This is a genomic window from Bacillus cereus group sp. RP43 (assembly GCF_040459645.1).
Classification (GTDB): domain Bacteria; phylum Bacillota; class Bacilli; order Bacillales; family Bacillaceae_G; genus Bacillus_A; species Bacillus_A mycoides_C.
This window is the reverse complement of the sequence record NZ_JARVHQ010000001.1, coordinates 3768568-3790319: the sequence shown is the minus strand read 5'-3', so window position 1 is coordinate 3790319 and position 21752 is coordinate 3768568. Positions and strand designations below refer to the sequence as shown.

Here is a 21752-nt window from a genome sequence, read left to right as displayed (position 1 = left end):
ATGAAAGAAACACAGCAATGGACGTCGAAAATTGGCTTTGTACTCGCAGCAGCCGGAGCCGCAGTAGGTCTTGGTGCAATATGGAAGTTTCCATATGTTGCAGGTAATGGAGGGGGAGGCGCGTTCTTCCTTGTATTCTTACTATTAACTTTATTTATTGGTATGCCTCTTCTTTTAGCTGAATTTGTTATTGGGCGTAGTACTCAAAAAGAGGCAGTTACAGCTTATAAAGTATTAGTACCGAATAGCAAGTTATATCCTTGGATTGGTCGTATGGGGGTTGTTACTTGTTTTAGCGTACTATCTTTTTATAGTGTTGTAGGAGGATGGATTTTACTTTATTTATACTATAGTGTCACAGGTAGTTTCTGGAACGGAGTAGTCGATTATGGACAATTGTTTGCTGAAACAATTTCAAATCCAGTAAGTGCGATTGGGGCGCAATTCATCTTTATGCTTTGTACCATTTTTGTTGTTAGTAAGGGTGTGGAAAAAGGCATAGAAAAAGCAAGTAAGTACATGATGCCGCTATTATTTATTTTGTTTATTGCTATAATTATTCGTGCGTTAACACTTGATGGTGCTATGGCTGGGGTAGAGTTCTTCTTAAAACCAGATTTTTCAAAGCTTACAGCAGATACAATTTTATATGCGATGGGACAATCTTTCTTCTCACTAACGGTAGGTGCCTCGGTAATGGTAACGTATAGTTCGTATTTAAAGAAAGAAGAGCATTTAGCTAAATCAGCAACATCTATTGTAAGTTTAACTGTTTTCGTTACAGTACTTGCAGGATTAGCGATTTTTCCAGCGATTTTCGCATTAGGAGTTAAACCGACAGAAGGACCAGGACTACTGTTTATTGTTCTTCCTGCTGTCTTTGCAAAAATTCCATTTGGACAATTTTTCTTCATTATGTTTTTAATTTTATTCTTCTTTGCGACTTTAACATCTGCGATTTCAATGCTTGAAATTGTAGTAGCATCTGTTGCGAAAGATAATGAGAAGAAGCGTCCGTCAGCTTCGTTATTAATTGGTATTCTTATTTTTGCAGTTGGAATTCCGTCAGCATTATCGTTTGGGATTATGAGTGATGTGAAAATATTTGGGAAAACATTCTTTGATTTCGTCGACTTCTCGGTAAGTAATGTATTGCTGCCACTCGGAGTACTAGCCATTTCGCTATTCGTACCAAATAAAATGAGTAAAGAGTTATTAATGAAAGAATTAGAAGTTACGGAAACGAAAGGGAAAACATTATTTAACATTTGGTTCTTCTTACTTCGTTATGTTATTCCGGTAACTGTAATTATCGTATTTTTAAATGCGATAGGCGTATTTAAAATGTTTGCATAATAAAAAGACGGAGAAATCTCCGTCTTTTTATTATGTTGTAGAAGTATTTAATAAGCGATTATATGCTTTATAAGCTGTGACAACTGCGATAAATGATCCAATTAAAAATAACGCTGAGCCGCCGAATGTAAATAACCGGCCGATGTATGTTTCTCTAGCTTCTTCTATTTCTTCTTGTAATTGTGTGTTCATATTTATCCCCCCGCAAAATATAGGCATTTAGTTGTAATCTATGTGGAATGCCTATATTGTGTGAAGTGTAAACAAAAAATCTCGGTATGCACCGAGATTTTTTATAATCCGATATAAGGAGACGGATCAACTGCGTTTGTCTTACCAACATTCCATTCCCCGATATGAAGTTCGAAGTGTAAATGTTGTCCGTAAGATTGACCGGTATTTCCCATAAAGCCAAGTTGATCGCCTTGTTTTACAGTTTGTCCATTTGATACAGAGCGGCTATTCATATGTGCATACACTGTCGTATATGTTTTTCCGTTAACACGGTGAGATAAGTAAACAACGTTTCCGTAACTAGAGGATAATTCTGAACGGATAACAACGCCATCTGCAGCGGCAATAATTGGAACTGTTCCCGAAGCTGCGATATCGATTCCTTTATGGTTATCTAAAGAACGTGCGCCGAATCCAGAAGTTTTTGATCCAGCGGCTGGCTTAATAAATCCACCTTTGTTCGTATCTTGCGGTGTTGGTGCGGATTGTGTGCTTTCTTTAGCAGAGGCGGCGGCTTGTTTTTTTGCTTCCTCAGCCTTGCGTGCCTCTTCAGCTTTCCGAGCCTCTTCTGCACGTTTTTCTTCTTCAATTGCTTTTTGAACAGCTTGACGCTGGTTTTCTAAAATACCTTGTGACTCTTCTAATCCTTCAATCTCGGAATCTACTTTTGATACTTTCGTATGTAGATCTTTAATAAGAGTTTGTTGCTGTTGTTGATTACTTTGTAACTCTTGTTGTTTTTGTTCTAATTTTTGTTCAGATTCTTTCAGTTGTTGCTCTTTTTTCTCAACAGCCTCTTTTTCTGTCGTCACAGCATTCTGATCACTTGTTTGTTTTTTCACAATATCGGTATCGTTATTTAAAATTAAACTTACAGAGTACATATTATCAACAAGATCGGCAATATTTGCAGAGCTTGTTATTACTTCTGTAATGATACTCGTACGAGGCTTTTCTTGCATAGATTGTAGTCGTTGTTTAATAACTTCCTGCCGTGTATCTATGTTTGTTTGTAATTGCTCTATATGTTTCTTTTTTTCAGTAATAACTTGCTGTGTGTTGCTAATTTCTTTTTTTGTATCGTTTAATTCAGCTTCGTTTTTATTAATAGAAGTAGTTAATTCGTCGATTTTCTTTTGCAATTCCTGGATTTCTTTTTCTATTTGTTCTTTCTCAGCTGATTTATTTTGTAAGTCATTTTGTTTGCCTTCTAATTCGGATTGAATATTAGATAATTTATTTTCATTCGTTTCAGCGTATACGGGTGAAAGTAACGGGGAAACGAAAATCGTTCCAGCTGCTAAAACACTAAACGTTGCAAATTTCTTTTTCATTGTTGTCTTGCTCCTTTCCCTATGAATGTTATATATCATAAGAAGAAGAGTGTCTATCGTTGTAATCATAATGTAAAGAAAACTTTATAAATTTGCTAAGTTTTGTCGGAATTTAGTATCTTTTCGTAGCGTTTGTCATAAAGTTAAAATTCTTGAATGTATAGAAAAAGTTATCAATTTCTATATTTTTTTTTAAAAATCATGGAAAATGATGGGGTTTTCCATGATGAAACAGTACTTTAAAAATCTATCAATCACTAGTGAGGAATCGATTTCATGTGAGGTTTTCTGACATGAGGTTTATTTTTGTCAAGAAAATTATTTGCGTTCGGGCAAACTTATTTTGTTGTCAGATTTTAATTTTTGATTTATGATTTTTAACAGGGACAAAATGTAGTGAATTGTCGAATAATATGTAATACTCTTAATTTCATGTTTTATAGAGATAGAATGAGAGATAGAGTGACACATCGAAGAGGGGGTTACCACAAGTATGAAAAGAATAGGACTTGCATGGCAAATTTTAATAGGACTTGCGCTCGGTATTGCAGTTGGAGCTATTTTCTTTGGCAATCCGGAAGTGGTGAAGTACTTACAACCAATTGGTGATATTTTCATCCGATTAATTAAGATGATTGTTGTACCGATTGTTGTAGCGAGTATTGTTGTTGGAGTTGCTGGTGTTGGCGATGTTAAGAAGTTAGGTCGACTAGGCGGAAAAACAATTATTTACTTTGAAATTATTACAACACTTGCAATTGTTGTTGGTCTATTAATAGCGAACATTTTCCAACCTGGAAAAGGCGTTGATATGGATAAGTTAACAAAAACAGATATTTCTAAATATACAGCTACGACAGAGCAAGTACAAAGTCATTCGTTTGCGGATACATTTGTAAATATTGTTCCGACGAACATTATGAAATCATTAGCTGAAGGTGATATGCTTGCTATTATCTTCTTCTCAGTATTATTTGGTTTAGGTGTAGCAGCAATTGGTGAGCGTGGCAAACCAGTTCTACAATTTTTCCAAGGTGTAGCAGATGCAATGTTTTATGTAACGAACCAAGTTATGAAGTTTGCACCATTTGGTGTATTCGCATTAATTGGTGTTACAGTTTCTACATTCGGATTAGCTTCATTAATTCCATTAGGGAAATTACTCATTGTAGTATACGGAGCAATGATCTTCTTCGTTGTAGTTGTATTAGGGCTTACAGCGAAAATATTCGGTATTAACATTTTCCAATTCTTTAAAATTTTAAAAGACGAGCTGATCTTAGCGTACTCTACAGCAAGTTCAGAAACGGTTTTACCGAAAATTATGGAGAAAATGGAAAAATTCGGTTGTCCGAAAGCAATTACATCTTTCGTTATTCCAACGGGTTATTCATTTAACTTAGATGGATCAACTTTATATCAAGCAATTGCGGCAATTTTCTTAGCGCAAATGTACGGTATTGAATTATCCATTACACAACAAATTACGTTATTACTTGTATTAATGGTTACATCAAAAGGTATCGCGGGTGTACCGGGCGTATCATTCGTTGTATTATTAGCAACACTTGGTACAGTAGGTATTCCAGCTGAAGGTTTAGCGTTTATTGCAGGTATTGACCGTATTCTAGATATGGCTCGTACAGCAGTTAACGTTGTAGGTAACTCTTTAGCGGCTGTAGTTATGTCTAAGTGGGAAGGTCAATATGACGCTGAAAAAGGACAAGCCTATTTAAAAGAGATATCTGAAAAGGGTCAAGCGGCTTAATTATGATTTGAAAAGCTCTCACATATTATGTGAGAGCTTTTCTGTATGTAGAAGAGGAGAGAAAGTTATGAAACGTAAGTACGGTGATGGTTCTACGTGGAAGCGATTAATAGAGAAGACATACACAGTAAAACAAGTTGAAGCAGGTATGTTAGGAATATTGGATATAAAAAAGGTGAGAGAGCCTAGTTATAAAGAATACAATAGTAAAGAGCTTTGCATTGCAGGTGATGGGTATACATGGATGCAATATTTTACAAACGGAAATAACTTTGCGATTACAGCTATGTTAGACAATCAAAAACAATTAGTGCAATATTATATCGATGTGACAAAAGAATTTAAAATAGACGATCGTGGTTTACCTTATTTTGATGATTTATATTTAGATGTGGTATTGTTACCGAACGGTGAGATCTATGTACTGGATGAAGACGAGTTAGAGGATGCTTATAAAACTGGTGATGTTACAAAAGAAGAATATGAGTTAGCATGGAATACAACAAAATGGATTATCGCGACGATAAAAAATAGAGAATTTTATTGGATCTCAATATTGGATAAAGAAATCGAAAAGTTAAAATGATTGGTTTATTCACCTTTTTGTATAATTACCAAAAAAATCTATACAAAAAATAATTGACTTTTGTTTTGTAAGCGAGTAAAGTTAGAAAAGAAATTATTATTAAAAAATAAATATGAAACCTTCTTATAAAGAGAGGCGGAGGGACTGGCCCTACGATGCCTCGGCAGCGGACTCGATTTCAGAGTGCTGTGCCAAATCCAGCAAGCATGTGCTTGAAAGATGAGAAGAGTGTTTCTTATAGATGTATAAGACCTCTTCTCATTGGAAGAGGTCTTTTGTTATTCATTAGAAAAGGTTGAAAACTAGGGAGAGATGATACTTTGAAAGAAACGAGAGGAAATGGTTTAGCTTTATTACCACTTGGAATATTTTTGGCGCTATTTATTGGTTCTGGGATTATTACAGGTGATTTCTATAAATTGCCGATACTTGTAGCGATTTCAATTGCTGTAGGAATTGCTTTAGTGATGAATCGTAAGGAAAGCTTTAATGTGAAAGTAGAACGATTTGCTAAAGGTGCAGGAAACCCTGATATTATGATCATGGTTCTGATTTTTGTACTTGCAGGGGCGTTTTCTGAAACGGCAAAAGGAATGGGTGGAGTTGATTCCACTGTTAACTTAGCGTTATCTATTTTACCCCAAGGATTTATCGTTGCTGGAATTTTTGTTATAGGGGCATTTATTTCATTAGCGATGGGAACTTCAATGGGAACAATTGCTGCATTAGCACCGATTGCTGTAGGTATTAGTGGGCAAACTGATATCTCAATTGCGCTTACGATGGCTACTGTTGTGGGCGGAGCGATGTTTGGCGATAATTTATCATTTATTTCTGATACGACAATTGCTGCTGTTCGTTCGCAAGGAACAGAAATGAAAGATAAGTTTAAAACGAATTTTTTAATTGTATTGCCAGCTGCAGTCATTACAATTGTACTATTAGTAATGATTACTTTAGGTAATGATACAGAAATTAAAGCTCATACATTTGATTGGGTGAAGATTTTACCATACGCAGGTGTACTTGTTACAGCACTACTTGGCTGGAATGTACTCATTGTATTAACTGGTGGAACGGTACTATCTGGTGTTATCGGTCTTATAGATGGAAGTTATACGTTAGAGAGTTTCTTTAAAAGTGTAACGACTGGAATGGGCAGTATGATGGAGTTAGTGTTACTTGCCATTTTAATCGGTGGTATGGTTGAACTTATCCAGTATAATGGTGGCATTCAATATTTAATGAATCTTTTAACACGTAATATTCGTTCGAAAAAAGGAGCAGAGTTTGGTATTGCTGGCTTAGTGAGTATGACGAATATGTGTACAGCAAATAATACAATCTCTATCATTTTTACAGGTCCGCTTGCGAAAAACATTGCGGATCAGTATGAAATTGATCCGCGTAAATCAGCGAGTGTACTGGATCTTTTCTCATGCTGTATACAAGGGTTAATTCCATATGGTGCTCAAATGTTAACAGCGGCAGGATTTGCTGCGTTATCTCCGATCGAATTGTTACCATATGCATTTTATCCAATTTTAGTTGGAGTATGTGGAATTATTTCTATATTAATTGGTTTCCCAAGGTTTTCTAAAGTGGCGGAAAAGAAAGAGTATCATAAAACAGCATAATTAAATATGAATTTTATTAGTAGCAACAGAAGCCGTACAGAGAATATTCTCTGTACGGCTTTTTCTATGCAATAAAAGAGTGAGTTATCCTATCTTTCCTTATATTTTTACAAAAGGCTGAATGGAACTCAGTCTTAAGTCTGAGTTAAAAACGGTTCTTAAGCTCGTTATGAAAAAATGAAAAAATAGTTAAGATAAGAGTATCAAATCGAAGGGAGGCAAGCACAAGATGAAACAATTTCTAGCGTTTATCGCGGCCGGTATTTTGGCTTTAATTGCTCTTGGTAGTCTTGCTGGTATTGTAGGATTCGCAATCGGAGCAGGAGTTGTGTACTGGAGCTATAAATCATTTGTGCGAGCTAAATCATTTTTTGGAAAGTTAGCTTGGGGTATTGTTGGTTTAATCGGTTTGTCCATTGCACTTTCTCATTCCCCAGCATTAATCGGGATCGCAGCATTAGTAGTTTTATACTACGGATACCGTGAGTGGAAAAAAGAAAAAAATGTAGTTGTTGATTCTGCTCCAGAAAGTTCTAAACCATATAGCAACTTTGAAGATGAGTGGAACAAGTTAATGAAAAACTAATATAAAATAAATCAAATCAAATTATAAAGTAGAAGAGAGGAAGATTATAATGAAACAATCTTTATTCGGACGTGTACGCGATGCAATTTTAGCTGATTTTCATAATGTGTTAGATGAGAAAGAAAGAAAAAATCCAATAGCAATGTTAAACCAATATTTACGCGACAGTGAGCGTGAAATAACAAAAATTGAGAAGTTAATTCAGCGTCATAAAACATTAAAATCTAACTTCGCTCGTGAGCTTGAGCAAGCACGTTATTTCGTTAATAAAAGATCAAAGCAAGCTATCATCGCACAAGAAGCAGGCGAATTGCAATTGCACGAACGTGCATTAGAAGAAGTAGCGTATTATGAAGGGCAAGTAACTCGCTTAGAAGAAATGTATGCTGGTGTTGTAGAGCAAATTGATGAGTTAGAGCGTCGTCTTTCAGAAATGAAAAATAAATTAAAAGAAATGAACGCAAAGCGTATGGAATTAATGGCACGTGAAAATATGGCGCATGCAAACCGCCGTATGAATACTGCTATGCATAAAATGGATGAAAATAATCCGTTCTTACGATTCGAAGAAATTGAAGATCACATTCGTGACATAGAGCTTCGTATAAATGAAGAGCATGAGCGTGATACATTTGATATGAAAATTGCAAAACTAGAGAGTGAAATGAAAGAGAAAAATGAAGTATCGTTAACGAAAGAAGTAACAAAATAATTGTAGTATATAATAAAACAGGCTTATGATATAGTGATAGGAGAAAAGGTGTTGGAAAGCAATGCCTTTTCTTCTATGTATATGTGACAAAGAGGGGGGGAGCTGAAATGAAGAAGCACTTTTCAAAAACACAATTTATGGGGATGCTCCTCATCATATTTGGATTCGGTCTTTTTCTTGATATGATACTTGGACATTTTGAACCAGGTGGTCTAATATTTGCATTTATTATGATTATGTTTGGAAGACATTATCGAAAGAAGAACCGTTATGTAAGAGGGAATGTATTTTTATTTGTCGGTGGTATTGTATTCTTATTCTTCTTATTTTCATCAGCAGCATTCGTACTTGTTGTGTTTGCTTGTTTAGCTTTAATTGGTTATCAACTTATTCAACAAGGACATCAGCAAAAAGCAATGAAAGTTGAAATTAAAGAAAAGGGATATATAGATGAAGAAAAACAAATATATCGTACAGAACCGTATATAAAAAATATGTTTGTAGGTAATGTACGAATGATGGATCATATTTATGAATTAGAGGATATTAACGTCCAATATGGTGCTTGTGATGTCGAGATTGATTTAACAACCGCTATGATTCCAGAGGGGGAAACGGTTATTGTTATTCGGGGCGCCATTGGTAATATTCGTTTATATGTACCATATGATATTGAATTGTCTTTAAATCATTCTGTTATTGTTGGGCGAGTGCTCCTGCCAGGACACGAAGAAACTGGATTTAACCGTAATGTTACGTTTAGAACAGAACAGTATAAAGAAGCCCCTCGTCGTATTAAAATTATTTCTTCGCTTGTCGTAGGCGATACGGAAGTGAGGAAAGTATAATGAAAAAACAAAGGAATATTTCTTGGATGTATATTCGTTATTCTATGTTGTCCTCTGTGAGTATCGCACTTATTTGTACAATTGTATATGTATGGAAAAGCGAGCAACAAGTTTATGATTTACTATGGAAAGAATCCATTGCTTCTGTTCCAATTGGCTTGTTTATTATGAGTACGAGTCTTCTTATCGGAGGAATTGTAGGATATGCAATCGGTTATTATATAGAGCAGCGTATACAAGGATTAAATACTTTTCTATTTGAAGTAGAGCGAGGGAATTTTCCGAGTGATGTTTCATTTACTGCGGACGATGAATTTCATGAAGTGGAACGGAAAGTAATTGGTCTTGCTCGTCGCTTAGAGGAGCAAGCTGGGCTATTTCAAAAAGTAACGAATGAACGAGCCCATTGGAATGAAGAGATGAGACAAGAAGCGATTTCTCAAGAAAGGCATCGATTAGCGAGAGAGCTGCATGATTCTGTAAGTCAGCAGCTTTTTGCAATGTCGATGATGATGTCAGCCATTAATGAACAAGTAGCTAAAATTCCAGACACGACGAAAAAACAGTTGCAGCTTGTTGAGAATATGGTTGTAAATGCACAATCAGAAATGAGAGCATTGCTCCTTCATTTACGCCCAGTGCAGTTAGAAGGTAAGAAACTAACAGAGGGTATAGAAGAATTATTAACAGAACTATCTAGAAAGCAACATATGAAAATTGAATGGTTAATTGAACCGATTCAATTAAAAAAAGGTGTAGAGGATCATTTATTCCGTATTGTACAAGAGGCATTGTCTAATACTTTACGGCATGCGAAGGCAAAGAAAACCGAAGTACGCCTTCGGAAAATTGATCAATATGCGATTTTGAAAATTATTGATGACGGTGTTGGGTTTAAAGTTGGGGTTAATAAGGCCGGTTCATACGGTTTAAGGTCAATGCAAGAGCGAGTTCATGAAATTGGTGGTACATTAAAAGTTCTTAGTTTTCCGAATAAAGGTACGCAAATAGAAGTGAAAGTACCGATTATGATTGAGAGAGGGGGAGAATCATGATAAAAGTATTACTAGTTGATGATCATGAAATGGTTCGAATGGGTGTATCAGCATATTTATCAACACAGCCAGATATTGAAGTGGTTGGAGAAGCTGAAAATGGAAGAAAAGGTTCAGAGTTAGCGTTGCAATTAAGACCGGATATTATTTTAATGGACCTTGTTATGGATGAGATGGACGGGGTTGAAGCAACACGCGCTATTATTCAAGAATGGCCAGAGGCGAAAATTGTAGTTGTAACGAGCTTTTTAGATGATGAAAAGTTATATCCTGTTATTGAGGCGGGAGCGACAAGTTATTTATTAAAAACATCAAGAGCGAGTGATATTGCAGACGCTGTACGAGCTACTTATGATGGGGAAACGGTATTAGAGCCGAAAGTTACTGGCAAAATGATGTCTCGTATGCGTCAGAAGAAAGAACAACCTTTGCATGAGGAGTTAACAGAAAGAGAGTCTGAAATTTTGTTATTAATTGCAGAGGGGAAAAGTAATCAAGAGATTGCAGATGAGTTGTTTATTGCCCTTAAAACAGTAAAGACACATGTGAGTAATATATTAAATAAGCTAAATGTAAGTGACCGGACACAGGCGGTTATTTATGCGTTTAGACACCAATTGACGAAATAAAAAAGAAGCTTTGACTATATATGGTCAAAGCTTTTTTGTTGACGGTTAATTTTGTAAGCGTTATCATTAAGGTGTTAACAGTACATACAAAGGGGAGAGAGTGTATGTTAGTTCAAACGATATTTGGAATGGATGAAACGAAAAAATTAGGTAACTATGTGAATGCGTTGCAAGCACTTTGTGAACAATATGATATTGAAACAGATCGTATTGCAATTATTGAGGCAACAGAAGAATATTATTTATTTCTAGTGAAGCAAGAAGATTGCTATGATGTTGTAAAAGTAGAAACGGTGGATACGAATATTGATTACTATACGAAAGCTTATAAAGTAAGTAGCTTTAATCATACCTCTTATCAAATGTAAAAAACTCCCGAAATGGGAGTTTTTTTATGATGCTTTCGATTCAGGTGAATGATCCGTTAATGGTACTGTTTTTGCACCACTTAATTTTGCGATAGCAAAACCGATAATAGCCCCAACTAATGCTGGCACTAACCAGCCAATTCCCTCATTATATAATGGAATAAACTCGAAATAAGATGTGATAAATGAAACAGGAATATTCCCTTGTTTTAATCCATCAAATACGCTCACAACTGCAGATCCAATTAACGCACCTACATAAACAGAACGATATCCACCGAAATATTTATGAAGTAATGATAATAACACGAGTACAATCGCAATTGGATATACAACAAGTAAAATAGGAACAGAGATGGCGATAATTTTTGTTAAACCTAAGTTGGCAACTAATAATCCTAACGCGCAAATGATACTTGCTAACATTTTGTATGAAAATTTTGTCAATAAAGTTGAGAAATATTGACTACATGCAGATACAAGTCCAACACATGTTGTTAAGCAAGCGAGTGTAACGATAAGAGATAGTAGGATTAGACCATATGGACCGAATAATTGTTGTACGATAACGGTAAGTAGCTGTCCTCCGTTTTTAGCATATCCGAGAGAGACACTTGTTGCACCGAGCCAACCAAGTGCACCGTATACAAGTACAAGACCAGTAGCGGCAATAAGTCCTGCTTTTGCCGTTGCGATGGCAATTGATTTACGATCATTCACACCTTTTGAGCGAATTGCATTTACAACGATAATTCCAAATGCAAGCGCTGAAATAGTATCCATTGTTAAGTATCCTTCCATAAAACCTTTGAAAATTGGAGAAGTTTGATACTCTTGCATTGCTGGTCCTGATTGCCCAAGTGGTGAAAATATACTCTTAAAGAATAATAAGAAAATAGAGAGTAATAAAATAGGTGTTAATACACTTCCGATACGATCGACGAGCTTAGAAGGATTTAAACTAAGCAAAAATACGATAGCAAAGAAGATGACCGTGTATAAAAATAGTGCTAGGCTGCTAGAACGAAGGGTTTCTGGTAAGAAAGAACTAACTCCCATTTCATAAGCGACGTTAGCGACACGCGGAATGCCCATAGATGGACCGATTGCAATGTATACAACTACTGTAAAGAAAATTCCGAATAATGGGTGAACATGACTTGCAAGTTGTTGCATTCCATTTCCTGATAAAGAAATAGCGATAACAGTAAGTAACGGTAAACCGACCCCTGTTAGTAAAAAGCCAATCATCGCTGGCCAAAAGTTTTCGCCAGCATTTTGTCCAAGCATTGGAGGGAAAATTAAATTTCCTGCCCCAAAAAATAAAGAAAATAGCATAAGACCTGTGAAAAAAACATGTTTTTTTGATACAGTGTTCATTGTTTTTCCTCCTTTTGTAAGTTCACTTGTAAGAACACAAAAAACTCGTCCCTAAAGAAAGGGACGAGTTATATTTACCCGCGATACCACCCTAATTTATACATGTAGAAATTAATCTATATGTATACGGCTTTGCAACGTACAACATGATACGTGTTCCTTGTAACGGGGGACAGCCGGTAAGAACTTACTGTGACATTCGGTTCTACTTCTCGGAGATGATTTTCGGTTACGCACTGAACGTTGGCTTTCAGCAAATCGCCAACTCTCTGGGGAACAGTCCTATAACGTACTCGTTCTCGTCAATGAATTTTTATTCAAGTATTCTGACAGTATTTTCACACGTTTTTTTTAGAAAGTCAATATATTTTTTGGGGAATACATTTTCCTGTAGAAATATAGCTGAGAATATAAGGGTTAATGCTGTTTGTAAAAATGCTGTAAAACATTATAGGGAATTGTAAAGTTTATGGAGAAAATCGATATTTATAGGAGTAAGGGAGGAAATGTTTGAATTTACAGAGAATAATACAACAATCCACTTGCTGGAAAGAACAAACCAAAAGAGGTGACTGAAATGCTTGCGATGGGAGTATTATTTGGCATTATTGCTATAATTGGTTTTATGTGGTTATATTATTCGCGTTCGTTTAAACAAGCAGAAGTTTTACTCTTTCAAAAAGGTAGTTTGTTGACAAATCAGTCTAGGTATTTAGTATGTCCGAAGTGTGGAAGTGCACAGGCCAGGAGTGGAGGATATCAAGAGTGTTGCAAAATTAGATTGTGAAAGAAGGAAGCCTCACATTATTTTGTGAGGCTTCCTTCCTTACAATTTCTTAGCGCTCCAAATTGTCCAACGATCTCTTTCGATGATAGGAGAGACGTTTTGTAATGCTGTTTGGATATGATGTAGAAGTTGAGAAAGTTCATTATCTGTTAATTCATATAGAATGGATCGTCCGGTTCGAGGAGATAAATCTTGCAGCAATGCTTCTACAGAATCATGTATTTTTCGTACTTCCCATTGTGTTTGTATGGGGAACACTTGAAGAGAATATTTTTGTAACTCTTGCTGTATGGTAGTGGTTTTTGGTCTTCTTTTTGATTCTATTTCAATGAGTTTGGGAAATACAGAGAAAAAATATCCACGAATGTGTTCAGGACTTCCTGGAATTGTACAATCTTCAATAGTTCGGTCTTGTAAAATAAGTGTACCGTCTTTTTTTAATATGCGAGAAGCCTCTCGTATAAATATAGGAATATCTTGTAAGTGATGAATGACTGCACGCGAAATGATAAGGTCGAATGTTTCGTTAGGGTATGAAATATGATGTGCATCACCGTGAATGAATGAAATGTTTGGGAAGGCATTACAATTTTCTTTTGCAGCTTGTAATATTTCTTTTGAAAAATCAAGCCCAACAACACTTTTGGCTCCCATAAGAGCCAGTTCTTTCGTATAAATACCGCCACCACAACCTATATCAATTACTTGTTTATTTTGCACATCTACAATATTGTTTATTGTTTCCTGCCATGAAATATGTGCGTTACGATTTGCATACGTATACTTATTATTTGCATCATGAAAATTAATGGACATTGTAAAATCCTCCCTTCAGTGTATAGTATAGCTCATTCTATATAATGTAACGTTTTTGTTTTATGTATGAGGATTATAAGAATTTCTTATTGGAAAAGGAGAATCGATTTGAAAGGGAAATATTTAATGTTTTTATGTGTTATTTTACTCGCGTCGTGTGGTCAAGCCGAGCAAAAGAAAGAATCGAAACAAGTAGAGGAGACAGTGAATGAAGTGAAAGAACCATTACAAGTAACTGTTATGCCAAAAGGTAAAGAAGAAAAAAAATTAAAGGAAATGGATGCGGAGTTGGTGGTGGATATTATAAACAAAGCGGAAAAACAAGAAGTAACGGGTAGTTTTGGTGAACCGGAATATGAAATACAAATTAGTAGAGATGGGAAAAAAGAAACATATTATGCATGGTTAAGAGGAGAAGACCGCCGAGGATGGGTGCAGTATAAGCAAGATATGTATATGCTTAACGAAAAAGATACGGAAAAACTTTTGGCTATCTTTCCAAAGATTCCAGAAAAAAAAGAAGATGAGATGCAGGTAGCGCCTTTAACGGAAGTAACGAAAAAAGATTTGCAGATTACTGCATTTCATATTAAAGCAGGTGATCAAAAAATGAATTATACGGTACGTTATACGATTTCACAATCACTATATAATAAGTTAGCAAAGGAACAAGAATATTATTTGCAATTGATTTTCCCGGAAAAGGTTCAAAAATTAATTGGCGCAAAAGAGAGTGAAATGATTTCAGCTGAAAAAGTAAAGGAAGGGTATAAACAGTATGAATTGAATGTTGCTGTTCCGATAAAAGATGCTTCAGAATCACAATTAAAATCACTAGAAACCTATTATGATAATTACGATTTACAAATATTAAGTAGTAAGAAAGAAAAAGTAGGAGCATTTCAAAACATTATTCAAATTGCTAAAGAGTATGGTGAAAAAATGAATTTACAAAGATAAATATGAATCGTAAAGTCTATATGGCCTTTCCTAGGAAATGATAATAGAGGGGGAAGGCCCCCTCTATTATTTTGCTTTTGCAGATGGCTCATTCATTGATTTTCGTGTGATTAGAAAAGAAATCATAAGAGCAGAAAGAATAATAAGGGCTATAAATAAGTGATTTGGCAACCAATCTAATAATAATACGTAGCTGACGGTATAAAAAATAAGAGTTGAAGCTAAGAACGATAGAGCGCCTATCATAAGAGATTGTAATTTCATTTGTATTGACCTCCTTTTATTTTTATTTTTGGCTAAAAATGGATGAAATAAACATTATTTCTAACAATAGAAAAAAATATGTCATAATAGAGAAAAGAATAAGTTTTGATGAGTGTATATGGCTCAGTAAAGAGAGGTAAAGGAGAGGAATATGAAAAATAATAAAAAAGGATTATGGGGAATTATTGTTGCAATAGGGTTATTTTTACTATCTAAGTTAAAATGGGTATTTGCCATTTTTAAGTTAGCAAAATTTTCAACAGTATTTAGTATGTTTTTATCGCTTGGTGCATACGCAGTCATATATGGTTGGAAGTTTGGGGTAGCACTTGTTTATTTGTTGTTTGTACATGAGATGGGGCATTTATGGGCAGCGAGAAAGAAAGGTATACCAACATCGCCAGCAATCTTCATACCTTTTATGGGGGCTCTTATTGGGATGAAAGAGATGCCGAAAAATGCAAAAGATGAAGCATACATTGCGTATATGGGACCTCTTTTCGGATTGCTTTCATTTTTACCCGCGATCCCACTGTATATAATAACGAAAGAGCCGTTTTGGGCGCTTATTATTTTACTTGGAAGTATGATTAATTTCTTTAACTTAATTCCAGTTTCCCCGTTAGATGGAGGACGAATAATTTCAGTTGTAAGTACGAAAATTTGGGGAGCAGGGCTAGTTTTACTACTAGGCTATTCTATTTACTATAAGAGTATTTTAGGAGGGTTTATTTTTATTATCGGCTGCATGGAACTATATAGAGTAATAAAGAGAGATGAGCCGATTAAGGAATTAGGATATAAAATCGATGGAATGAAAGAATATGTTGCTAGGCTTGAAGAGGAATTAAAAGAAACTGGTGCGGTGCATCGAACGATTTATATGATTCACCATGAGATGAATGTATTAAGACAAAGAGAACGTGAAAAAGAATTAAAAACAGGAGAACTTCAAAAGATTGAAGTGCTAGAGTACCTTTTACCAAAGTTTGAGCCACTTGATTATGTCCCATACGAAGATGAAAAAGAAATGCATACAATTCATATAAGAGAAGCATTTGAAATGTCAGAAAGAAAATTAAATGAATGGGAAAGAGAAAAGGAACAACAAGAAAATTATTATAAAGTCGATACGAAAACGAAATGGACAGTATTTGCTTGTTATATCGGATTAATGGCTATACTTGGTTATACAGCTTATGAAGGTTATGTTGTTTTACAAGAGCATTTACCAAAGAGAAGTTTGTAGAAGAATAGTGTCGAAATGACAAGAAGGATTTAAACAGGAATTACATTTCTACGAGAGAATGTTACAAGTGTAACAGTACATTGTAATATTCATAGTAGAAAAGGGGTTCTGTATATGAAGAAATTGTTAAGTATATTGGTAACTATTACTGTGATGGCAATAGCGAGCTATAGTCTTATGAAAGTACTATTATATTATGCGAATAAGTCTGCTGGAGTAAATACAGCGGCACAAATAGAAGAGGTGCAAGAGAAAAAGAAGACACTCGATTTTGTTCGTACGACACATGAAAGTTATAATAATTTCTTGAATTATGGTAAGGCAGAGAAATATACAGATGGGGACTGGAAACATTTTAAACAATGGTTTCAAGGGCAAGAAGCCTCTTTAAAAAATATACATAAAGAAATAAAAAATGAAAAAATAAAACGCGATGTGAATAGAAGTTATGAAATTGTAAAAAAAGGTGTGGAGCTTCAGAATATTGAGTATGTAATCTATGCTCATCGCGTATATCATGACCTGGATATACTTGTGAATAAGCATAAAGGTGAAACGAATATATGGGGGTATACAGAGTTTGGAGATGGGCAGAATATAAGAGTAATTGAACAAGCGATACAAACAAAGTAGTAGGCTAACTAGAATTCTAGTTAGCTTTTTTTGAGCATAATTAATGAGGGCTAATTAAAATTAACTTAATATGTGCATTGTTCATATATTTTTCACAAAAACACCATGTTAATAGTGATTAAAATCACAATATGTATTATACAATTCAGTTAAACTAAAAACAGTTAAGGAAATAGAGGAGTGGGATACAATGTTAAGTGCAAAAACAATTGAAATCGTAAAGTCAACAGTACCGTTATTACAAGAAAAAGGCGTTGAGATTACAACGAGATTTTATCAAATTTTATTTTCGGAACATCCGGAGTTATTGAATATTTTCAACCATACGAACCAGAAAAAAGGAAGACAACAACAAGCGTTAGCAAACGCTGTTTATGCAGCTGCAACGTACATTGATAATTTAGAAGCTATTATTCCAGTTGTAAAACAAATCGGTCATAAGCATAGAAGTTTAGGTATTAAAGCAGAGCATTATCCAATAGTAGGTACATGCTTACTACGAGCGATTAAAGAGGTCGCAGGCGCACCTGATGAAGTTTTAAATGCATGGGGAGAAGCGTATGGCGTCATTGCTGATGCATTCATTAGCATTGAAGCGGGTATGTATGAAGAAGCTGCACATAAAGAAGGTGGATGGAAAGATTTCCGCAACTTTGTGATTGTTAAAAAAGTGAAGGAAAGCGACGTTATTACATCATTTTATTTAAAACCTGAAGATGGCGGGAAAGTTTCTTCATTCATCCCAGGACAATATGTAACGATTCAAATAAATATTAAAGGTGAAACATATACACATAATCGTCAATATAGCTTGTCTGATGCTCCAGGAAAAGAATATTATCGTATTAGTGTAAAGAAAGAAAAAGGTGTAGATACACCAGATGGTAAAGTATCTAATTACTTACATGATCATGTAGGGGAAGGAGATGTCTTACCAGTAAGTGCACCAGCGGGAGATTTCGTATTAAATATGGATTCAACATTACCTGTTGTACTAATTAGTGGTGGGGTAGGGATTACACCGATGATGAGCATGTTAAATACGCTAATTGAACAAGAATCAAAGCGTAATGTATGCTTTGTTCATGCGGCGATAAATAGTAATACACATGCGATGAAAGAGCATGTTGAGACCGTAGAAAAAGAGTATGAACAAGTTAAAGCATATACTTGCTATTCTTCACCGACAGAGCAAGATGTGGAAATGAAGAATTTTGATAAAGAAGGATTCATTGAACGTGAATGGTTACAAACTATTATTCCAACAACTGAAGCAGAATTTTATTTCTGCGGTCCAGTACCATTTATGAAGCATATAAATGCTGCATTAATTGATTTGGGTGTTGAACAAGAGAACATTCATTATGAATTTTTTGGTCCCGCAGCAAGCTTATAATAGATTAGTGTTGCCAAGCAAAAACGAGGTATTATTTTACCTCGTTTTTTGCTTGTTCTCTTAATAAGCGATTAACTGTTTCGCGGCGTACACCTATGAGCTGGCCAATTTCAGTTTGTGTTAATATTTCATAAATAGGGATGTCACCTAAATATAAGGTGAACCATTCTTGTAAACGATGAAGGCGCTCTTTAGGAGAGACAGTTGTCAATTGATCGATACGCTGCTGCATCATTCTTAACTTCGATTGTAATTGTATAGCGATATTTTCATATGATGCAGGATTTGCCTGAAGTTTGTCGTACCATTCATTGCTAATTATAGGCTCCACTTCTGTTTTCATTAAAGCGATAGCTGTACCGTGATATTCCTTCGGTGAAATTAAAGAATGGTGAGGTATCGTTTCACCAGGAACGATAATATTAAATAAAAATGGTGTTCCGTCTTCTTCTAACCTAATAACTTTTAATAAACCTGTTTTTATAAAATATAATGGACCGTCCTCACCTTGACGGAATAATACATCTCCCTTATGTAGAATCAATGTTAGCCCCCCATTAAAACATTTCTATTTCTTATATTTTAGCGTATATGTATAAAGACAATATGCTTTTTAAACAGCAATTTCATTGACGAAATGTATGCTATTACAGTAGTATACTATTTAGTGTGTAATAGTACTAGCAATGAATACGCTGTAGGGGGTTTAGTATATTGTTAGATGCGATGAAGATGACGGATATGAGAATTCCGGCGAATGCTATCATTCATGTAGAAGAGATGAAAGGTGGAGTCGTTTTATCCGTTGAAATAGACGGCCAAATTATTTATACGATGGCTTATGATGAAGAAACAGATAGTTATGCTGAATTATATGATCGAAACGATAAGAGGGCGTGCCAAGTACATGAAGACTTTATGGGATGGTCACTTCTTCACTAAAAAGGTGTCAATATGACATCTTTTTTTATTGAATCGATAGATTATACAAAGAAATGAAATATAAGGATAAAATTTGTAATAAATGATTTTGCATTGTTAGCACTTTGTAACTGTAAGATAACTGTTTTTTCGCTATCATAAAGATAACAGTCATAGCTATAGGAGTGATCAACTTGAAGAAATTACATATTTCAAATTTTATGTTATTAAGTGTTTGTTTAGTTTTATTTGTTCTCCTAGGAGCCTTTTTATATTCATGTGTATAAGAAAAAACGCATTCTAGAAAGAACGCGTTATAAAAATGAAGTAATGATTAATCTAGTTCCAAGAATAATTAATGTGATACGTAATAAATTAATTACTGCATTACCGCTTAATTTTGTGTTAATATAAGCCCCGATTTTTCCGCCAATCCATGCACCAGGAATAAGAATTAGTGCATAAGCCCAGCTGACATTTCCTAGAGAGATGTGAGTTAAAGAACTTACAATTGCTGAGAGAAATACGATAAACATTGAAGTTGCTACAGCAATGTGTGCTGGGAACGCAAAAAGGAGCATCATCGCTGGCACAAGTAAGGCACCACCACCGATTCCAAATAATCCGGATATAAATCCAACTATAAAGGCAATAAAGATAGCGAGAAATGGTGGAAATTGATAGTCTACAGTATTTCCTTCGTTATCTGTAAAAGATCGCTTAATTACAGTCATATTTGATAGGGAAAGAGGTTTCAATTTGTCTCGTAGTATAAGAAGAATGGAGACGAATATAAGAAAAATCCCAAAGTATAAAGAAAATGTATCTTGGTTTAAAAATTTGTTTGCCCATGATCCGATAATACCACCAGGGCCACTCCCGATAAATAAAATAAGTCCACTTTTATAATCTACCCGTTTATGTTTCATATAAGTAAGGGTAGAAGCCAGCCCTGTAAAAACGACTGTTACCATAGAAGTTCCTACTGCGAGTTGTGGTGATAAACTGTGTAATCCAATTAATAACGGAACGATAATAATTCCGCCTCCAAGTCCGACTAGGCTCCCGACTGTCCCGGCGATTAATCCGATGAAAAGTAACATGATGTATTCCAAAATTGCCAACTCCTCTATATAACTTATCCATCAATCATTATACACGCTTTTTAATAAGAAATAGGCTTGTTCACAAAAAAGTCGTCTTCCTAGAAAAATAAGGAAGACGACTTTTGATTAAAAGATTAAGTGTAATAAGTAGTAAAATAATGCAGCTAAAGAAGCTGAAATAGGAAGTGTAATAACCCATGTAATTAACATGCGTTTTGCAGTTCCCCATTTTACACCTTTCACACGATGTGAAGCACCAACCCCTAAAATAGAAGAAGAGATAACGTGCGTTGTACTAACCGGTAAGTGAATGAATGTTGCGCCGAAAATAACAAGTGATGATGATAAATCAGCAGCTACACCATTTACAGGACGAATTTTCATAATTTGTCCACCGACAGTTTTAATAATTTTCCATCCACCGACAGAAGTACCAAGACCCATTGCGATTGCACAACATAATTGTACCCAGAACGGGATGTCGTCAGAAGTATGATAGTTATTGGCCATAAGAGCCATCGTAATGATTCCCATTGCTTTTTGTGCATCATTCGTACCGTGCGTATAAGCTTGTAATGCAGCGGTGAAAATCTGGAATATACGGAAGTTCTTGTTCGTTTTCGTTAAGTTAAAGTTTTTAAAGACCACTTTAAAAATACTATATACGATGTAACCAATAACAAAAGCGATAATCGGTGAAATGATTAAAGCTTCGAGAATTTTTATAAACCCTTTATAGTTTAGTGAGCTAATACCAGCAGCAGCAATTGCTGCACCTGCGATTGCGCCAATAATTGCATGAGAAGAACTACTTGGAATACCATAGTACCAAGTAATCAAATTCCAAGCTATTGCCGCAAGTAAAGCAGCTAAAATTACAAGAGAACCATTTGGCAAGGCAAACGGGTCAACGATATCTTTTGTAATAGTTTTTGCTACACCTGTAAATGTCATCGCACCTAAAAAGTTCATAATAGCTGCCATAATAATTGCATGTCTAGGCTTTAGAGCTTTCGTTGAAACAGCCGTTGCAATAGCGTTTGCTGTATCGTGAAATCCATTGATAAAGTCAAAAGCTAAAGCGCAAATGACTACTAAAACGGTCAGTATCAAGAGTGTATCCATGA

At 35.2% G+C, this 21752-nt stretch carries 24 protein-coding genes, 1 riboswitch and 1 other annotated feature; of the genes, 16 read left to right on the top strand and 8 right to left on the bottom strand.

The window, feature by feature from the left end:
• Complete coding sequence (locus tag QCI75_RS19725; protein WP_144508257.1) at positions 1-1356, top strand: sodium-dependent transporter; 1356 nt, start codon at positions 1-3, stop codon at positions 1354-1356.
• Between the two features lie 30 nt (positions 1357-1386).
• Here the strand turns inward: QCI75_RS19725 and QCI75_RS19720 are convergent, their stop codons facing one another.
• Both QCI75_RS19720 and QCI75_RS19715 read right to left on the bottom strand, forming a co-directional pair.
• Positions 1387-1548 carry a hypothetical protein gene (locus tag QCI75_RS19720; RefSeq protein ID WP_002158647.1) on the bottom strand — a complete coding sequence of 54 codons (162 nt, stop codon included), beginning with the start codon at positions 1546-1548 and terminating at the stop codon, positions 1387-1389.
• Between the two features lie 101 nt (positions 1549-1649).
• Complete coding sequence (locus QCI75_RS19715) at positions 1650-2924, bottom strand: murein hydrolase activator EnvC family protein (RefSeq protein ID WP_144508255.1); 1275 nt, start codon at positions 2922-2924, stop codon at positions 1650-1652.
• A 493-nt stretch (positions 2925-3417) separates the two neighbouring features.
• Between QCI75_RS19715 and gltP the strand changes: the two genes are divergently transcribed.
• The 9 genes from gltP (at position 3418) to QCI75_RS19670 (ending at position 11113) form a co-directional block, all read left to right on the top strand.
• Positions 3418-4692: a glutamate/aspartate:proton symporter GltP gene (gene gltP / locus QCI75_RS19710; protein ID WP_144508253.1), complete on the top strand. Its 1275-nt coding sequence runs from the start codon at positions 3418-3420 to the stop codon at positions 4690-4692.
• 67 nt (positions 4693-4759) lie between these two features.
• Positions 4760-5278 carry a ribonuclease FAU-1 family protein gene (locus tag QCI75_RS19705; protein WP_353761052.1) on the top strand — a complete coding sequence of 173 codons (519 nt, stop codon included), beginning with the start codon at positions 4760-4762 and terminating at the stop codon, positions 5276-5278.
• A 120-nt stretch (positions 5279-5398) separates the two neighbouring features.
• A riboswitch (SAM riboswitch) is annotated at positions 5399-5504 on the top strand.
• A 94-nt stretch (positions 5505-5598) separates the two neighbouring features.
• A complete protein-coding gene (locus tag QCI75_RS19700) occupies positions 5599-6915 on the top strand; it encodes a Na+/H+ antiporter NhaC family protein (RefSeq protein WP_144507010.1) in 1317 nt (438 codons plus the stop codon).
• Positions 6916-7144: 229 nt separating this feature from the next.
• Positions 7145-7501, top strand: a complete 357-nt coding sequence (locus QCI75_RS19695) for a lmo0954 family membrane protein (protein ID WP_000808645.1) — start codon at positions 7145-7147, stop codon at positions 7499-7501.
• A 49-nt stretch (positions 7502-7550) separates the two neighbouring features.
• Positions 7551-8213, top strand: coding sequence for a PspA/IM30 family protein (locus QCI75_RS19690; protein WP_002011675.1), 663 nt, complete (start codon positions 7551-7553; stop codon positions 8211-8213).
• Between the two features lie 107 nt (positions 8214-8320).
• On the top strand, positions 8321-9061 hold the full coding sequence (gene liaF, locus QCI75_RS19685) for a cell wall-active antibiotics response protein LiaF (protein ID WP_144507009.1): 741 nt from the start codon (positions 8321-8323) through the stop codon (positions 9059-9061).
• Positions 9061-10116 (top strand): sensor histidine kinase, encoded by a 1056-nt coding sequence (locus tag QCI75_RS19680; protein WP_070141477.1) that lies wholly within the window; start codon positions 9061-9063, stop codon positions 10114-10116. The genes liaF and QCI75_RS19680 overlap by 1 nt, the downstream gene beginning before the upstream one ends.
• Complete coding sequence (locus QCI75_RS19675) at positions 10113-10745, top strand: response regulator (RefSeq protein ID WP_000598709.1); 633 nt, start codon at positions 10113-10115, stop codon at positions 10743-10745. Before QCI75_RS19680 ends, QCI75_RS19675 begins: the two co-directional genes overlap by 4 nt.
• Before the next feature lie 20 nt (positions 10746-10765).
• Entirely contained in the window at positions 10766-11113 is a 348-nt protein-coding gene (locus QCI75_RS19670) for a DUF3992 domain-containing protein (protein ID WP_353761051.1), read from the top strand.
• A 24-nt stretch (positions 11114-11137) separates the two neighbouring features.
• On the opposite strand, the gene brnQ3 is transcribed toward QCI75_RS19670, so the two are convergent.
• Positions 11138-12493 carry a branched-chain amino acid transport system II carrier protein BrnQ3 gene (gene brnQ3, locus QCI75_RS19665; RefSeq protein ID WP_353761050.1) on the bottom strand — a complete coding sequence of 452 codons (1356 nt, stop codon included), beginning with the start codon at positions 12491-12493 and terminating at the stop codon, positions 11138-11140.
• Between the two features lie 56 nt (positions 12494-12549).
• Positions 12550-12808 (bottom strand) — a binding site (T-box leader).
• A gap of 262 nt (positions 12809-13070) precedes the next feature.
• Between brnQ3 and QCI75_RS19660 the strand changes: the two genes are divergently transcribed.
• Positions 13071-13280 carry a hypothetical protein gene (locus QCI75_RS19660; protein ID WP_000880630.1) on the top strand — a complete coding sequence of 70 codons (210 nt, stop codon included), beginning with the start codon at positions 13071-13073 and terminating at the stop codon, positions 13278-13280.
• Positions 13281-13319: 39 nt separating this feature from the next.
• Here QCI75_RS19660 and QCI75_RS19655 read toward each other — a convergent pair whose 3' ends face one another.
• Positions 13320-14096 (bottom strand): class I SAM-dependent methyltransferase, encoded by a 777-nt coding sequence (locus QCI75_RS19655; RefSeq protein WP_353761049.1) that lies wholly within the window; start codon positions 14094-14096, stop codon positions 13320-13322.
• Positions 14097-14204: 108 nt separating this feature from the next.
• On the opposite strand from QCI75_RS19655, the gene QCI75_RS19650 reads away from it, so the two are divergent.
• Positions 14205-15056: a YhfM domain-containing protein gene (locus tag QCI75_RS19650; RefSeq protein WP_353761048.1), complete on the top strand. Its 852-nt coding sequence runs from the start codon at positions 14205-14207 to the stop codon at positions 15054-15056.
• Positions 15057-15122: 66 nt separating this feature from the next.
• Here QCI75_RS19650 and QCI75_RS19645 read toward each other — a convergent pair whose 3' ends face one another.
• On the bottom strand, positions 15123-15320 hold the full coding sequence (locus QCI75_RS19645) for a hypothetical protein (protein WP_000776287.1): 198 nt from the start codon (positions 15318-15320) through the stop codon (positions 15123-15125).
• Between the two features lie 151 nt (positions 15321-15471).
• On the opposite strand from QCI75_RS19645, the gene QCI75_RS19640 reads away from it, so the two are divergent.
• The 3 genes from QCI75_RS19640 (at position 15472) to hmpA (ending at position 18598) form a co-directional block, all read left to right on the top strand.
• On the top strand, positions 15472-16569 hold the full coding sequence (locus QCI75_RS19640; protein ID WP_353761047.1) for a site-2 protease family protein: 1098 nt from the start codon (positions 15472-15474) through the stop codon (positions 16567-16569).
• Between the two features lie 114 nt (positions 16570-16683).
• Entirely contained in the window at positions 16684-17202 is a 519-nt protein-coding gene (locus QCI75_RS19635) for a hypothetical protein (protein WP_144507004.1), read from the top strand.
• A 190-nt stretch (positions 17203-17392) separates the two neighbouring features.
• Positions 17393-18598, top strand: a complete 1206-nt coding sequence (hmpA, locus tag QCI75_RS19630; protein WP_144507003.1) for an NO-inducible flavohemoprotein — start codon at positions 17393-17395, stop codon at positions 18596-18598.
• Between the two features lie 31 nt (positions 18599-18629).
• On the opposite strand, the gene QCI75_RS19625 is transcribed toward hmpA, so the two are convergent.
• Complete coding sequence (locus QCI75_RS19625; RefSeq protein WP_002149445.1) at positions 18630-19142, bottom strand: Crp/Fnr family transcriptional regulator; 513 nt, start codon at positions 19140-19142, stop codon at positions 18630-18632.
• A gap of 170 nt (positions 19143-19312) precedes the next feature.
• Here QCI75_RS19625 and QCI75_RS19620 point away from each other — a divergent pair, with 170 nt between their 5' ends.
• A complete protein-coding gene (locus QCI75_RS19620; RefSeq protein ID WP_000883004.1) occupies positions 19313-19540 on the top strand; it encodes a hypothetical protein in 228 nt (75 codons plus the stop codon).
• Positions 19541-19833: 293 nt separating this feature from the next.
• Here the strand turns inward: QCI75_RS19620 and QCI75_RS19615 are convergent, their stop codons facing one another.
• Positions 19834-20634, bottom strand: coding sequence for a sulfite exporter TauE/SafE family protein (locus tag QCI75_RS19615; RefSeq protein ID WP_002086690.1), 801 nt, complete (start codon positions 20632-20634; stop codon positions 19834-19836).
• 117 nt (positions 20635-20751) lie between these two features.
• Positions 20752-21750: an inorganic phosphate transporter gene (locus QCI75_RS19610; RefSeq protein ID WP_002201172.1), complete on the bottom strand. Its 999-nt coding sequence runs from the start codon at positions 21748-21750 to the stop codon at positions 20752-20754.
• Positions 21751-21752: the final 2 nt, after the last annotated feature.